This is a genomic window from Halomonas sp. SCS19 (assembly GCF_040147015.1).
GTDB classification, from domain to species: Bacteria; Pseudomonadota; Gammaproteobacteria; order Pseudomonadales; family Halomonadaceae; genus Halomonas; species Halomonas litopenaei.
Genome location: NZ_JAMSHN010000001.1, coordinates 1,529,108 through 1,543,882 on the forward strand (window position 1 = coordinate 1,529,108; position 14,775 = coordinate 1,543,882).

A 14,775-nucleotide genomic window follows, 5' to 3' on the forward strand; every position below is an offset into this window, starting at 1 on the left:
GCACTCGCACCATGGTGCGGGTGGCTAGGCAGCGGCGGCAGGATCAGCCAGCGCGAATTCGCATCAAGGTGCAATACGCCACCGGCAGGATCACCAGGGTCAACAGGGTGGCGACGCCCAGACCGAACACGATGACCACCGCCATGGAGGCGAAGAAGGCATCGGTGAACAGCGGCAGCATCCCCAGCATGGTGGTCACGGCGGCCATGGTCACCGGCCGCACACGACTGACCGCGGCCTGGATCACGGCGTCGTGGGCATTGTCCTGCTGGCCACGCTGCACGTTGATCTCTTCCATCAGCACGATGGCGTTCTTCAGCACCATGCCGATCAGGCTCAAGGTGCCGAGCAGCGCCATGAAGGTGAAGGGCGCCCCGAGCAACGCCAGGCCACCGATGATACCGATCAGCATCAGCGGCACGATCGACCAGATCGCCAGCGCCTGGCGCAGCCGGCCAAACAGCAGCACGGTGATGATGAACATGCCGAGCAGGCCCATGGGCAGCGATGACAGCAGCGCCTTCTGAGCGTCGCTGGCAGTTTCGTACTCACCGCCCCATTCGATGGCATAGCCCGGCGGCAGCTCGATGGCCTCGACCAGGGGACGCAGCCGCGCCAGCACGCTGGCAGCGGTCTCACCGGACAGCGGCATCGGCTCGGCGTACACCGCCAGCATGCGATGCCGGTCACGACGCTTGATCAGCGGATCACGCAGCTCGGTGTGCAGCTCGCCGAGCACGTTGCCGGCGCTGAGATAACGTCCCTGCTCTTCACTCCAGACGTTGACCGCGCTGAGGTTGTCGATGTCGTGGCGCTGGTCCTCCCGGGAGCGCATCACGATCGGAATCAGCTCGCTGCCTTCGCGGTAGACGCCGACCTGCTCGCCGTCATTGTTGAGCCTGAGCGCCTGGTGCAAGGCGTCCCGGGTGACTCCGACGCGACGTGCCTGTTGCTCGAGGAACTCGGGCACGATGACGCTCTCGCGATTGCTCCAGGACAGCCGGATGCTGTCGGTCATCGGCTCATCCTGGAAGATGCCACGCACCTCGGCGCCCAGGCGGTGCAGGGTCTCGGGATCGTCACCGTAGATGCGCGCCTCGATGCTGGCCTTGGCCGAGGGGCCGACCTGCAACGCCTGGACCTTGTACTGGACCCGGGGGAAGTCCTCGCGCAGGGTCTCGATCACCTCTTTCATGCGGGCTTCCCGGGACGCGCGGTCCTCGGTCTCGACGATCAGCTGACCAAAACTCGCATAGCGGTCCTCGGGGGCATAGGTCAGGGTGAAGCGCTGTGCGCCGCCACCGATCACGCTGGTCACCCGGGTCACGTCCAGCATCTCCAGCACCTGCGTCTCGAGGCGCGCGATGGTGCGCTCGGTCTCCAGCACGTCGGTGCCCTCCGGCAACCACACATCGGCAAAGAACAGCGGTGTGGTGGCGTCGGGAAAGAAGGCGTTCTTGACCTGCCCCGACAGCGACAAGGCACCGGCCAGCAGCGCCACCGCCAGCACCAATGTCAGGTAGCGGAACCGAATCCCCACCACCAACAGGCGGCGAAACACCCGGAACAGCAGGCCACGATAGGGATCGCTATCCCCCTCCTCGCCCGCTTCGATGCGTTCCTTGAAGAACAGATCGAAGAAGAAGGGGGTCAGGGTCAGGGCGGTGATCCAGCTCAGGAACAGCGAATAGCACAATACCCAGAACAGTGACCCGACGAACTCGCCGGTAGCGTCCGGCGACAGCCCGATGGGAGCAAAGGCGGTGATCGCGATGACCGTGGCACCCAGCAGCGGCAGGCGATTCTGACCGACCACCTCCAGCGCCGCCTGGCGCTTGGTCTTGCCCCGGGCAAGGCCGATCATCATGCCCTCGGTGACCACGATGGCGTTGTCCACCAGCATGCCGAGGGCAATGATCAAGGCGCCCAGCGAGATCTTCTGCAGCTGGATGCCGTGGATCGACATCATGATGAAGGTGCCGAGGATGGTCAGCAGCAGGATCAGGCCCATCAGCAGCCCGCTACGCACCCCCATGAACAGCAACAGCACCAGTATGACGATGCCGACCGCCTCGGCCAGGTTGATCAGAAAGCCGTTGACCGCGTCCTCCACCACCTCGGGCTGGTGGTAGACGGTGGCCAGTTCCATGCCCATCGGCATGCGCTGTTCGAGCTCGGAAAGCCGCTTCTCGACCCGTTCGCCGACCTCCACCACGTTGACGCCGGAACCAAACGAGATGCCGATGGACAGCGCGGACTGCCCCCCTGCGTGGTAGAGCAACTGGGGCGTATCGGTGGTCTGGCGAGTGACCTCGGCGATATCGCCAAGGCGGATCAGGCCGTCACCGGGACGGCCCACCACCAGCCGCTCGAGCGACTCGACGCTGTCGAACTCGCCGGTGGGCTGCACCGACAGCGACAGGCCATCGAGCTTGATATGGCCCGCGTCGCCCACCACGTTCTGGGCGTTGAGCAGGTCACTCAACTGCTGTGGCGAGATCCCCAGCGCGCGCATCCGGTCACGGTCCAGCGACACCACCACCTGGTCCTGCACGGTGCCGGCGATGGCGACCTTCTTGACCCCGTCGACCAGGCGCAGCTCCCGCTGCAGCAGGTCGGCGTGGTCTTCCAGGTCCTGCTGGCTGTAGTCCTCGCCGGTCAGGGTCAACAGCAGGCCGAAGACGTCACCGAAGTCATCGTTGACGATGGAGGTCCCGGCGCCAGGGGGCAGCTCGGCCTGGACGTCGCTGATCTTGCGCCGCAGCAGGTCCCAGTACTGGGCAAGTTCGTGCTCGCGCACCGTGTTCTCGAGCTCCACGGTGATCTGCGACAGGCCGTCGGCGTTGACCGAGCTGACCCGCTTCAGGTCGGGCATCTGCTGGATCGCCTTCTCCAGGCGCAGGGTGACCTCCTCTTCTACCTGTTCTGGCGTGGCGCCGGGGTACTGGGTCGAAATGATGGCGTTGCGGATGGTGAACTCGGGAAACTCCAGCTGCCCGAGCCCGAAGAAAGACACCACCCCGCCAACGGCCAGCAGCAGGGTGATCATCCAGCTGATGACCTTCTGGCGCAGAAAGTAGTCGACCATCGATCAGAGCCCCTCTTCCTTGATCCAAGGTCGTACCCTGCGTCCTTCCTGCATGCGTTCGGCACCGGCGGCGACCAGCCGGTCGCCGGCCTCGAGCTCGCCCTCGATCAGCATCCCCTGAGTGGTGATACGCCCCGGCACGACCGGCACCGCCTCGACACGTCCAGGGCCGTCGGCGCGGGACTCGTCGTCGGGCACGAAGCGCCACACCACCGCCTGGTCAGGCTGCGATTCCCGCGTGGCCACCGCCGCCACCGGCACCCGCCAGGGATCCTGGCTATCACCGGTCAGGGCGCTCATGTCCAGCAGCACCGTGGCGCTCATGCCCGACAGCACCGTGATGTCGTCGGGTTCAGGCAGGGTCAGGGTGACCTCATAGCTCAGCGACCCCTGGCTGACGCTGCTGTCGTGCTCCTTGTAGCGGGCCGGGTAGCGCTGCTGCTGGTTCTCGGCGAAGGTCACCCAGACCACCGCATCCTCGCCGTCCTGCACCGCCTGGGCGCGCTCGTCATTGATCCGGCGGACCTGCTGCTCCGGCAGCTGGAAGGTCACGTCGATGGATCCCGGCTGCTGCAGCTCGGCGATGGTCTGCTGGGCACCGACCACCTGATAGTTGTCCACCGGGACCGACGCAATCACGCCGCTGAAGGGCGCGCTGAGCTCGGTGTAGCTGAGCTGGTCCTGGGCCTGCTTGAGCTGGGCCTGGGCCGACAGAAACTCGGCACGCGCCTCGTCGAAGCGGGACCGACTGATGGCACCACGCTCCAGCGAGATACGCATACGCTCGTAGGTCGCCTCGGCCAGGTTGTAGCTCGAACGGGCGTTGGCCAGCTGGCTCTTGGCATCACGATCATCGAGGCGGGCGATAAGGTCCCCCGCTTCCACCTCATCCCCCGGCTGCACGGCCAGCTCGCGCAGTTCCCCACCGACCCGGAACGACAGCTCCGAACGCTCCGAGGCCTGCACCTGGCCGGGATAACGCATCAACATGCCCTGGCGCCCGGCGTCCAGCGACACCAGCTTCACCGGGTGTACCTGCTGCTGGGACAAGGGCGGCTGGTCGGATTCACAGCCGGCGACAAGCGCCACGACGGCAAGCAGACTGAACCTGGCCAGCAGGCGCTCAAGGCGCGACGTCGGAGGAAACGTAGAGAAGGTCATGGGGGCTCCTGAGGCGTCAGGGACGCGAGTTGTCGTGGCGAACGGCAATGGCGTCCCAGGCCATCGCAAAGGCCTGGTCGATATTGGTGTGGGTGGGCTCGAACGGGTGGCTCCCCTGGCTCTGCACCAGGTGGTAGATCGGGCGGAACATGAAGCTTTCCAGCAGCGCAAGCCCAACCGGCTTGAGCACGCCATCCCGATGCCCCTGGGCGATGGCATCGAGCAAGGGCGCCAGGCGCAGATCGTTGCGCTCGCGGACCCGATCATTCATCCATACCGAATGGCTGAAGGCGTCGTGGAAGCGAAACAGGCGCGGCTGGTCGAGGGCCAGATGAAACAGCGCATGCCACATCTCGCGCAGCGCCTGGCGCAGCTCGAGTGCCGCATCGAAGGCCTCCAGGGCGGTATCGATCAGCTGGTCACAGACGTGCACAAAGGTCGCCTCCAGCAGGGCGTCCTTGTCGGCAAAGTGGATATAGAGGGTGGCGGGCGACACCCTGGCGCGACGCGCGATACGGGCCACCGAGGCCACGCCGAAGCCGTGCTCGGTGACCTCGACCAGGGTCGCCTCGAGCAGTGCCACCCGCTTGGTGTCGTCGCGTGGGCGCATGACATTTACCCTCTTTTGAGATGCCTCTTAAAATAAATGAATAGTTATTCACTTTCAAAGCCCGCCGAGCCAAGGTCTCACTTCCGTTTGGTGCGCGTCTCCATGCCTCCCCTTGATGGCCAACTGCAGCCGCCGGCACGGACTGGTATGATCTGGCCTCCCGTCCGTCAGCGGTGCCCGCAGCAGGAGTCCGTCCGTGTCCAGCAGTACTCATTCCGTGGCCAAGGTTCGTTCCCGGCGGCTTTCGCGCTGGGGCTGGTTGACGCTGGCGGTCGCCGCGGTGGTGGCACTGCCGGTGCTGGTGATCCTGGCCCATATTCTGGTGCCCGCCGGCGATATCTGGCGTCACCTGGCCGACACTGTGCTGACGCGTTATCTGCTCAACACCCTGTTCCTGGTACTCAGCGTCGGCCTTGGCACCCTGGCCATCGGTACCGGCTGCGCCTGGCTGGTAGTGATGTGCCGTTTTCCCGGCAAGCGCCTGTTCGAATGGGCCATGCTGCTGCCGTTGGCGGTACCCACCTACGTCATCGCCTACGCCTACACCGACTTTCTGCAGTACGCAGGGCCGGTGCAGGAGGCCCTGCGCGAAGCCTTCGGCTGGTCCCGCGGGGACTACTGGTTTCCCGACATCCGCTCGTTACCGGGTGCCGCCACCCTGATCACCCTGGTGCTCTACCCCTACGTGTACATGCTGGCCAGGGCGGCCTTCCTCGAGCAGTCGGTGTGCATGCTCGACGTGGGACGCACCCTGGGCCGCGGCCCCTGGCAGATGTTTACCCAGGTGGCGGTACCGCTGGCGCGACCGGCGCTGGTGGGGGGCGTGTCGCTGGCCTTGATGGAAACCCTCAACGAGTTCGGCGCGGTGCAGTACTTCGGCGTGGATACCTTCACCACCGGCATCTATCGCACCTGGTTCGGACTTGGCGAGCAGGTCGCCGCCGCCCAGCTGGCGGCGTGCCTGCTGGCCTTCGTGATCCTGTTCGTGCTGCTGGAGCGCTGGTCCCGGGGCAAGCGCCGCTTCCACCACACCTCTCACCGCTACCAGCAACTACCGGAGTACCGTCTAAGCGGTGCACGCGCCTGGGCGGCCACCCTGGCCTGCGCGCTGCCGGTGACGGTGGGCTTCCTGTTGCCCTGCCTGCTGCTGGGGTACATGGCGCTGAAGGCCGGAGACAGCGTGCTGGGCAGCGCCTTTTTCGAGTACGCCGGCAACAGCCTGCTGCTGGCAGCCGTCGCCGCCCTGATCGCGGTGGGGCTGGCGGTGGTGCTGAGCTATGGCGCCCGACTCGAACAGGGCCCGCTGACCCGCACGGCCACGCGGGTGGCCTCGCTGGGCTACGCGATACCGGGGTCGGTGGTGGCGGTAGGCATCCTGATCCCCTTCGCCTGGGTCGACGTCCAGCTCAACCAGCTGTACAAGGCCGCCACCGGGGAGGTGATCGGCCTGATCCTCAGCGGTACCGCCTTTATCCTGATCTATGCCTATGTGGTGCGTTTTCTCGCGGTGTCGTTCAACGCCGTGGAAGCGAGCCTGGGCAAGGTCACCCCGTCGATGGACGCGGCCGCCCGCACCCTCGGCGAGACCGCCACCGGCACCCTGCGCAAGGTGCATACGCCGATCATGCGCGGCAGCCTGCTGGCCGCCGGGATCCTGGTCTTCGTCGACGTGATGAAGGAGCTGCCGGCCACCATCATCCTGCGCCCGTTCAACTTCGACACCCTGGCGGTACGAGCCCACAACCTGGCCGCTGACGAACGCCTGGCCGAGGCCTCGACAGCGTCCCTGGCCATCGTTGCCGTGGGGATCATTCCGGTGGTGCTGCTGAGCCTGGCGATGCGCCGCTCGCGCCCGGGCCAGGCCAGCGACTGACGCTGGCCCCTGCTGGATACGACTGGATACGACCCGATACGAATAGTGCCCCCCCCCTGGTGCGCCAGGGCCAGGGGCCCTAGACGGCCTCGACGCCGGACGCCTCGGCGGGGAACACGAATACCTGGGCCGGGTCGAGACTGACCTGCACGGCCTGGCCTTCCCTCGGCAGAAAGACCCCGGGTACCCGGGCGTGCATGTGGGCCTCCTGGCCATCGATACCGTGCACGCAGAGGTGCAGCAGACTGCAACGCCCCAGCAGTCGTGCCATCAGCACGTGGCTGTGGTGGGCGTGCTGGCCGGCGCTCTCGATCTCCACCACCCTGAGCGCCTCCGGGCGCATCAGCACCTGGGCGCGGGCGCCGTCAGGCAGGTCGGTGGCGACGGGCCCCACCGCGGTATGCACATAGCCGCGCTCGGCGACGCCTTCCAGGCGATTGACGTCCCCGAAGAAGGTCACCACGAAGGGGTCGGCCGGCGCGCAGTAGAGCTCTTCCGGCGTGCCTACCTGCACCACCCGACCATCGCGCATCAGCACGATGCGATCGGCCATGAACATCGCCTCTTCGGGGTCATGGGTCACCAGCAGGGTGCCGGCGCCCACCTGCTTGAGCACGTGCAGGGTGTCATCGCGGATACGGTCCCTGAGACGCGCGTCGAGGCTCGAGAAAGGCTCGTCCAGCAGCATCAATTGCGGCGAGGGCGCCAGAGCCCTGGCCAGGGCCACCCGCTGCTGCTGGCCACCGGACAGGGTGTGCGGGAAGGCCTCGGAGTAGCCGTCCATGCCCAGCTGTGCCAGCAGCTCCAGGGCACGTTCACGGCGCGCCCGCGCCGGCATCCCCTTGAGCCCGAAGGTCACGTTGTCGAGCACGCTCAAGTGGGGAAACAGTGCCGATTCCTGGAAGGCCAGCCCCACGCTGCGCTTCTCCGGCGGCACGTGAGGACGCCCCGGTGCGGCCAGGGTCTGGCCGTCGAACTTGAGCTCCCCCTGCTGCAACGCCTCGAGTCCGGCGACGATGCGCAGCAGCGTCGTCTTGCCACAGCCCGACGGCCCGAGCAGGCACACCACCTCGCCCGGCGCGATGTCGAAGGAGGCGTCGCTGACGGCAAGCTTGCTGTCGTATCGATGCTGGATATTGCGCACAGCCAGCAGAGGATCGGCGACAACGCCTTCCTCGAAGGTCTGCTCGGAAACGGTGGCGGAGCTGGCAAGGTGTGAGGTCATGGAGGGGATCGCGTGTCGAAGGTCGGATGGACGACGGCGAAAGCCGATGGATTGGCCATGGTAACGCGAATCCTTTCGACACGCCTTCTCCTTTGCCTGTGCGATATCTCCCGCTCCAACAGGTCAGCCTCGCAGTTCTGCCGGCTCCCGAAGCAGCGGGTGCCAGGGGGCGCAGCGCCAGGCTGGAGCGCCCGATGGTCGGAGGTATCCGCCCCCGACGCAGCCCCCATCAGTACATCGATCGTGCCCCCTCCACTATGCCGAGAGAAGCACCCTACATCAGCCCAAGGAGGCACAGTGATTGACGCCGTGCCCGGGAGGTCGTTCAATACGGACACCGAATGACACGTATTATCATTCCATCCGCCACTCGAGGTCTCCGATGTCCAACGTCTCTCGTCTTGCCATCGCCATCGCCCTGGCCGGCGCTTCCGGTCTCGCCTACGCCGACGGCAGCGTCAATGTGTACTCGGCACGTCACTACGACTCCGACCAGGCCATGTACGACGCCTTCACCGAACAGACCGGCATCGAGGTCAACGTGCTGCAGGGCGATTCCGACCAGCTCATCCAGCGCATCAAGCGCGAGGGCGAGGCCAGCCCCGCCGACATCATGATGACCGTGGACGCCGGCCGCCTGTGGCGCGCCGAGGAGGAAGGCATCTTCGCGCAGGTGGACTCCGAGGTGCTCAACGAGCGCCTGCCCGAGAGCATGCGCCACCCCGAAGGCGACTGGTTCGGCTTCAGCCAGCGCGTGCGGGCGATCTTCTACAACCCCGAGACCATCGAGCCCGAGCAGGTCGACAGCTACGAGAAGCTGGCGGACCCCAGCCTCAAGGGCAAGATCTGCATCCGTTCCTCCAACAACATCTACAACCAGTCACTGCTGGCCTCGATGGTCGAGCACCACGGTGAAGAAGGTGCCGAAGAGTGGGCCCAGGGCGTGGTCGACAACATGGCTCGCGACCCCGAGGGTGGCGACCGCGACCAGATCAAGGGCGTGGCCAGCGGCGAGTGCGACGTGGCGGTGGCCAACCACTACTACTACGTGCGTCTGCTGACCTCCGACGACGCCGACGAGCGCGAGGCCGCCGAGAGCGTGCAGATCCTGTTCCCCAACCAGGAGGACCGTGGTGCCCACGTCAACGTCGGTGGTGCCGGCCTGGTCAAGGGTGCACCTAACCACGACAACGCCGTCGCCTTCCTCGAGTTCCTGGCCTCCGACGAAGCTCAGGAACTGTTCGCCGTGGGCAACCACGAATTCCCGGTGGTCGAGGGTGTCGCCGTGGACGAGGTACTCGGCTCCTGGGGCGAGTTCAAGAAGGACGAAGTCAACGTCAGCGTGCTGGGCGAGAACAACCCGGAAGCGGTCAAGATCTTCGATCGCGTCGGCTGGCGTTAAGCCCGTCCACGCCAGGCCCTCGCCGCTGACGAGGGCCTGCGCAAGAAGCACAAACGCCAAGGCCACAACGACAGGGCCCGTGCCGATCGGCACGGGCCCTGTCGTTAGTGCAGCCAATGGACCCGTCATGGGCCCAACAGCGGCAGTCAGCCGTCGGTGGACTCCAGACGCAGATCATCCGGATGCTGCCACACATCCAGGCTGCCCATACGGCGGCCGCGGTCGTTGAGGAAGGTTTCCAGCGTCACGGTGGTGTCGCTGCCGGCCCGGGAGAAGACCAGACGATCGGACGTCTCGCGGGTGGAGGTCCAGTCACTGCCCAGGCACTGGCCAAGGGCCTCACCACCGGCCACCAGGGCACCACGCGGGTCGTCACTGTCCATCCGTCCGAAACAGGAGTAGTGATCCGGGCGCTGCGCCGAGGTGATCAGACAGGAGTCGTGGAAGGCCTGGACATCGGTTTCCCAGCTGCGGGTCAGCCGAGTGTCGTCGAAGCGTCCCTTGATGTCGGTGAAATCATTGTCGGCACTGGCCACGGCCTGATTGAGGGCGTCGCAGTCGAACATCTCGGCCGCCGTCTGCGGTTGTGAGGTCGACGCACAGCCAGCCAGTGTCAGCATGGCCACAGCGGCCCATCCCATCTTTCCCCGTGTCATATCCTTGTCTCCGGCAGTGAGGCCGTGGCAACCACGACCAGATAAGCAATCCATGACCGACACCATAGCACCCGCAGTGCCATCTCGGCAGTCTGAAGACCTACTTCGCGTGACGCGAGTGACTAGACGGTGGTGGCGACATCCAGTTCCTTCAGCGCCTCATCCAGCATTTCGGCGAATACGGCGATGGCCAGAGGCAGCGGACGATCCTTGGCCACACACATTTCCAACTGTGCCGCAGCGATACCGCGATCCCGCAAAGGCACAAAGACAAGCTCCCCCTCGGCCAGTTCACGTGTCACATCCAGCGGATTGAGAAACGCCACCCCCACGCCCTCTCTGGCGAGCGACTTCATGCTCAGGATGCGGCCACACGCGGCAACGGCGGAGAGCCGCACGTCCTGAGTGGACAGCGCGCGTTCCAGAGTAGAGCCACGAAACATTGCCTGGTCCGGCAAGATCACCGGGACGTTCTCGAAATCCTTGAGGCGCAGCTCGCACGCCCTGGCCAGAGCGTGCCACGGCGCCATGACCGCCCCGAAACGCAATTCGAGCCGTCGCAGGGTACGCAGACGGGGATTGGACGGCGGATTGATGCAAAGTCCGATGTCAGCCTCTCCCGACAGGATAGCGTCGATGATGGGGTCGGTAAGATCGGTGGACAGGTCGAAACGCACACGAGGATAGCGCTCCATGAAGCGCCGAATGGTCACCGGCAGCAGGCGGTCGGTCACTGACTCCACCGACGCGACCCGCACCTCGCTGGTACCGGTGCCACGGATATCGTCCAGCACCCCCAGCAGCTGACGTTCGTCCCGCTGCCACTGTCGCACCTGATAGACCAGCAGCTCGCCCGCCGAGGACAGACGCAGGCCGCGGGGAAGCCGCTCAAACAGCGGTACGCCAAGCTCGTCCTCCAGCTTGAGGATCTGGCGATTGACCGCCGATGCTGCCACATGGAGCTGGTCTGCGGCCCTGCGGATCGACCCTTGTCGGGCAACCTCATCGAAATAGCGTAGCGCGGTGGTCATCAAGGGCACGCGGTGTCTCCTGATTCGTCAGACCATGGCTGGCTCACTAATCGTTGCCATTTCGGCAACACATCTCACGAAAAACGATGATAGACGCGCACACTGACTCAGCGCTAGCTTTCACCTGAAACCCGCTGAAGAAACGCGGTTCGGCATACACCTGGACGCACACTCTTGAACGACAACAACAATGAGGCCACCCATGTCTTCTCCTCTTCACACCGATTCCGTCGATCCGGTGGATGAACGGCTGCCACTGAAGGCCGCCATCCTCTACGGCTTGCAGCACGTACTGGTGATGGCAGCCGCACCGATCACGGCGGTCTTCCTGGTCGGCCAGGCGCTGGGCTTCGGGCCTGACGTCACGGTACCGCTGATGAGCGCCACCTTCCTCGCCTGTGGCCTCGGCACCCTGCTGCAATCCATCGGGGTTCTGGGCTTCGGCGCGAGACTCCCGTTCGTGCAGGTCCCTGGCGGTGCCCCCATCGTCATCTTTCTGGCGATCGCCCAGGCCACCGATATCCAGACCGCCACCGGTGCGGTGATTCTGACCGCCTTGTTCTACTTCCTGGCACTGCCCTTCTTCACCCGAGTTCTCCGCTTCTTTCCGCCCATCGTGATCGGCACCATGCTGCTGCTGGTGGCCATCAACCTGGTCAAGATCTTCGGTGGCCTCATCGCCGGGCGCCCTGACAGCCCCGACTTCGCTGCCCCTTCGACCATTCTGCTGGCGCTGGCCACCATCGCCTGCATCGTCGTGAGTGCCAGAGTGTTTACCGGCGCCCTGCGTCGCATCTCGGTGATGATCGGGCTTGTCATGGGTGCGCTGATCGCGGCAGCCTTCGGTCACCTCAGCGTGGCGGGCATCCTCGATGGCCCCTTGATCGCCCTGCCCCAGCTCTTTCCTTTCGGCATGCCCAAGTTCGACCTGCTGGCGTCGCTGCCGCTGATCATCTTCAGCGTAGTGTCGATGACCGAGGCCACCGGCCAGACCATGGCCACCGCCGAGATCGTCGGCAAGCGAGGCGACGCCAAGGCCCTGGTTCCCAGAAACATTCGCGCCGACGCCCTGGGCTCGCTGTTCGGCGGCTGCCTCGGCACCTCGCTGATCATCACCAGCGGCGAGAATATCGGCATCATCCGGGCCACTGGCGTGCGCTCGCGCTATGTCACCATCGCCGCCGGCTGTCTGCTGATCCTGCTGGCCATGCTGGCACCTCTGGGCCGACTGGCCGCCACCCTGCCGACACCGGTGGTAGCCGGCACCGCCGTCATCGTCTTCGCCATCATCGGGGTCATGGGCATCAATATCCTGCGCCGCGTCGACTTCAATGAGCACGGCAACCTCTTCACGCTGGCCTCGGCGCTGGCCATGGGTCTGCTGCCGATCGTTGTACCGGGCTTCTACTCTGCCTTCCCGACCCACCTGCAGATCATCCTGGGTAATGGACTGGCCATGGGCACCCTCACCGCGGTGATCGTCAACCTGGCCTTCTACCACCTGGGCAGCGGCAACAGCGCCCGAGAGACCCAGCCCACCCACACCGAAGCTCCGGAGACAGATTCATGACGCTCGATCAGCAACTGCGCCAGCGACTCTCGGCCAGCGAGCTGCTGCTGTGCCCTGGCGAACTGCTTGCGAATGGAAGCATTCAGCGTGACATGGGAGTCGTGACGAGCGCCGGGCGCTTCATCGATATCGGACCCAAGGAAGCCCTGGTCGCCCGTCATCCGACGCTGCCCCCGATCGACCTGCCGGGACACCTGATGATGCCGGGGTTCGTCGACAGCCACCATCATCTGACCCAGTCACTGGGCAAGTCGCTGGTGTTCGGAGAACCCTCCGAAATCTTTCGACGCATCTGGGTGCCTCTGGAATCCAGCCTGGACGAGCGACTGCTTCACTTGTCGTCCAAACTGGCGGCGCTCGAGGCCTTGCGCGGAGGCTTTACCACTGCGGTGGACGCGGGCACCCGCAGTGCGGGGGAAATCGGCGCACTCGCCAAGGCGGCCGAAGAGAGCGGGCTTCGCTGCGTGCTCGGCATGATCTGCAATGATCGGGGCGGTAGCGCTTCGCCCCAGCAACGCAACGCCATTCTCGACCGTGCAGTGGCCCACCTGGCTGACTACCGCGACCACGCGTTGATCCATCCATCCCTGGCAATTTCCATTCCCGAAGCGGCCAGCGACGATATGCTCAATGACGTCGCCACGCTATGCCGCGACAAGGGAGCGATCTTCCAGAGCCACGTCAATGAGCACCTCCAGGCGGTCGAACGTTCTCTGGTAACGCGCTCACAGCGGCCGCTGGAGCATCTGCACGCGGTGGGCGCACTCGGCCCACAGACTCTGATCGCCCACGCCACCCTGGTCACGCCAGACGAACTCAATCTGCTGCGAGATACCGATACCGCGGTGGCCTTCAATCCGGTCGCCAGCAGCTGGAAAGGCAACGCGGTGGCGCCCGCCCTGCAGATGGCGGCGCTTGGCATCCGTTTCGGGCTCGGTACAGACGGTACCCGCAGTGATGGCTTTCGCCTGATGGATGCGGCCGAGACCAGCCAGCGAATGGCCTTCGGTCTGGCTACCGGCGACAGCTCCTGTGGCGGTGGCTGGCGCTGGCTGGAGCACGCTACCCAGGGCAGCGCCGAGTGCTGCGGGCTTGGCAGCATCACCGGCGACATCACTGTGGACAAAGCCGCCGACTTCCTGCTGGTGGACCTCGAGGTGCCTGAGATGACGCCTTCCTGGGACCGGCCCTGGGAACTTGTGCGCTACGGCAATCGGGATCAGATCGAAGCCGTGTTCACCGCTGGCCGACTGAGACTGTGGCAAGGCTGGCCAGTGGACTGGGACGCACGGGCACTGCTTGCTGAAGTCCGCGAGGTGGCTCCCGCCGCCATCAACAAGGCACCGATCCAGCGGGTCCATCCGACCTCCGAGGTGCATCGCGAGCGCCATGGAAAAGCTGGTGAAGCGACGCCCTCAAGGCAGCGAGGCAATGGGGAGCCCCGATGCTGACGACCACTACCTATGCGATCGCCGCCGTAGCCACCCTGCTGGCGTCCTTCGTCCAGGGAGCCATCGGTATCGGTTTCGCGCTGATTGTGGCCCCGGTGCTGGGAATTCTGGCACCGACTCTGCTGCCGGTGGCATTGCTGGTCCTGATGCTTCCGCTGAATCTGCTGGTGGCGCTGCGCGAGCGCGAGGCCATCGATTGGCGCGGCAGCGCCTGGATCAGCGCTGGACGATTGCCAGGCACCCTGGCCGGGCTCGCGGTGTTGATGGTGCTGAGCACTCAGGGGCTCAACCAGTTGATCGGAGCGTCCACCGTGCTCGCGGTGCTGGTCGCCCTCTTTGCTCCGGTGTTTCGACCGGGCACCGGCGCCTGCCTCACGGTGGGTGCCATCACCGGCGTCACCGAAACCGCCACCGGGGTCGGTGGCCCTCCCCTGGCCCTGCTCTACCAGCATCGACCGGGTCCCGAGCTACGCTCCACCATTGCCTGCTGCTTCGTGGTCGGCGAGGTACTGTCACTGTTGATTCTCGCCATGGCAGGTGCCGTGCAACAGACACAGCTGTGGTGGGCGCTCGCTCTTCTTCCCCCTCTGCTGATCGGAACCGTCTTGAGCCGAATCATGCACCAGCGTCTGGATGCGAAGCGCCTGCGTCAGGGCGTCCTGTTGTTTGCGCTGCTCTCCGGGCTGTTCCTGATGGTGCCGCGATAGC

At 65.4% G+C, this 14,775-nt stretch carries 11 protein-coding genes; 5 read left to right on the forward strand and 6 right to left on the reverse strand.

What is annotated here, in order from left to right:
- Positions 1-43: 43 nt before the first annotated feature.
- The 3 genes from NFH97_RS06515 to NFH97_RS06525 are packed head-to-tail and all read right to left on the reverse strand — an operon-like array spanning position 44 to position 4,859.
- Positions 44-3,088, reverse strand: a complete 3,045-nt coding sequence (locus tag NFH97_RS06515; protein WP_349624574.1) for an efflux RND transporter permease subunit — start codon at positions 3,086-3,088, stop codon at positions 44-46.
- A gap of 3 nt (positions 3,089-3,091) precedes the next feature.
- The gene (locus tag NFH97_RS06520) at positions 3,092-4,249 is read right to left on the reverse strand and encodes an efflux RND transporter periplasmic adaptor subunit (protein ID WP_108131137.1); all 1,158 of its coding nucleotides are present in this window, start codon (positions 4,247-4,249) and stop codon (positions 3,092-3,094) included.
- Between the two features lie 16 nt (positions 4,250-4,265).
- Positions 4,266-4,859 (reverse strand): TetR/AcrR family transcriptional regulator, encoded by a 594-nt coding sequence (locus NFH97_RS06525; protein ID WP_108448433.1) that lies wholly within the window; start codon positions 4,857-4,859, stop codon positions 4,266-4,268.
- Between the two features lie 217 nt (positions 4,860-5,076).
- Between NFH97_RS06525 and NFH97_RS06530 the strand changes: the two genes are divergently transcribed.
- The gene (locus NFH97_RS06530; protein ID WP_231498506.1) at positions 5,077-6,732 is read left to right on the forward strand and encodes an ABC transporter permease; all 1,656 of its coding nucleotides are present in this window, start codon (positions 5,077-5,079) and stop codon (positions 6,730-6,732) included.
- A gap of 79 nt (positions 6,733-6,811) precedes the next feature.
- On the opposite strand, the gene NFH97_RS06535 is transcribed toward NFH97_RS06530, so the two are convergent.
- Entirely contained in the window at positions 6,812-7,957 is a 1,146-nt protein-coding gene (locus tag NFH97_RS06535; protein ID WP_222515751.1) for an ABC transporter ATP-binding protein, read from the reverse strand.
- 382 nt (positions 7,958-8,339) lie between these two features.
- Between NFH97_RS06535 and NFH97_RS06540 the strand changes: the two genes are divergently transcribed.
- On the forward strand, positions 8,340-9,359 hold the full coding sequence (locus NFH97_RS06540) for a Fe(3+) ABC transporter substrate-binding protein (RefSeq protein ID WP_222515752.1): 1,020 nt from the start codon (positions 8,340-8,342) through the stop codon (positions 9,357-9,359).
- Between the two features lie 146 nt (positions 9,360-9,505).
- On the opposite strand, the gene NFH97_RS06545 is transcribed toward NFH97_RS06540, so the two are convergent.
- Both NFH97_RS06545 and NFH97_RS06550 read right to left on the reverse strand, forming a co-directional pair.
- Positions 9,506-10,015, reverse strand: a complete 510-nt coding sequence (locus NFH97_RS06545; RefSeq protein WP_146164618.1) for a hypothetical protein — start codon at positions 10,013-10,015, stop codon at positions 9,506-9,508.
- 122 nt (positions 10,016-10,137) lie between these two features.
- Complete coding sequence (locus NFH97_RS06550; RefSeq protein WP_261395131.1) at positions 10,138-11,046, reverse strand: LysR family transcriptional regulator; 909 nt, start codon at positions 11,044-11,046, stop codon at positions 10,138-10,140.
- 202 nt (positions 11,047-11,248) lie between these two features.
- Between NFH97_RS06550 and NFH97_RS06555 the strand changes: the two genes are divergently transcribed.
- Genes NFH97_RS06555 through NFH97_RS06565 form a run of 3 tightly spaced genes read left to right on the forward strand, consistent with a single transcriptional unit; the run spans position 11,249 to position 14,774 of the window.
- Positions 11,249-12,616, forward strand: coding sequence for a uracil-xanthine permease family protein (locus tag NFH97_RS06555; RefSeq protein WP_108131132.1), 1,368 nt, complete (start codon positions 11,249-11,251; stop codon positions 12,614-12,616).
- On the forward strand, positions 12,613-14,067 hold the full coding sequence (locus NFH97_RS06560; RefSeq protein ID WP_108131131.1) for an amidohydrolase family protein: 1,455 nt from the start codon (positions 12,613-12,615) through the stop codon (positions 14,065-14,067). Before NFH97_RS06555 ends, NFH97_RS06560 begins: the two co-directional genes overlap by 4 nt.
- The gene (locus NFH97_RS06565; protein WP_197037042.1) at positions 14,061-14,774 is read left to right on the forward strand and encodes a sulfite exporter TauE/SafE family protein; all 714 of its coding nucleotides are present in this window, start codon (positions 14,061-14,063) and stop codon (positions 14,772-14,774) included. The genes NFH97_RS06560 and NFH97_RS06565 overlap by 7 nt, the downstream gene beginning before the upstream one ends.
- Position 14,775: the final 1 nt, after the last annotated feature.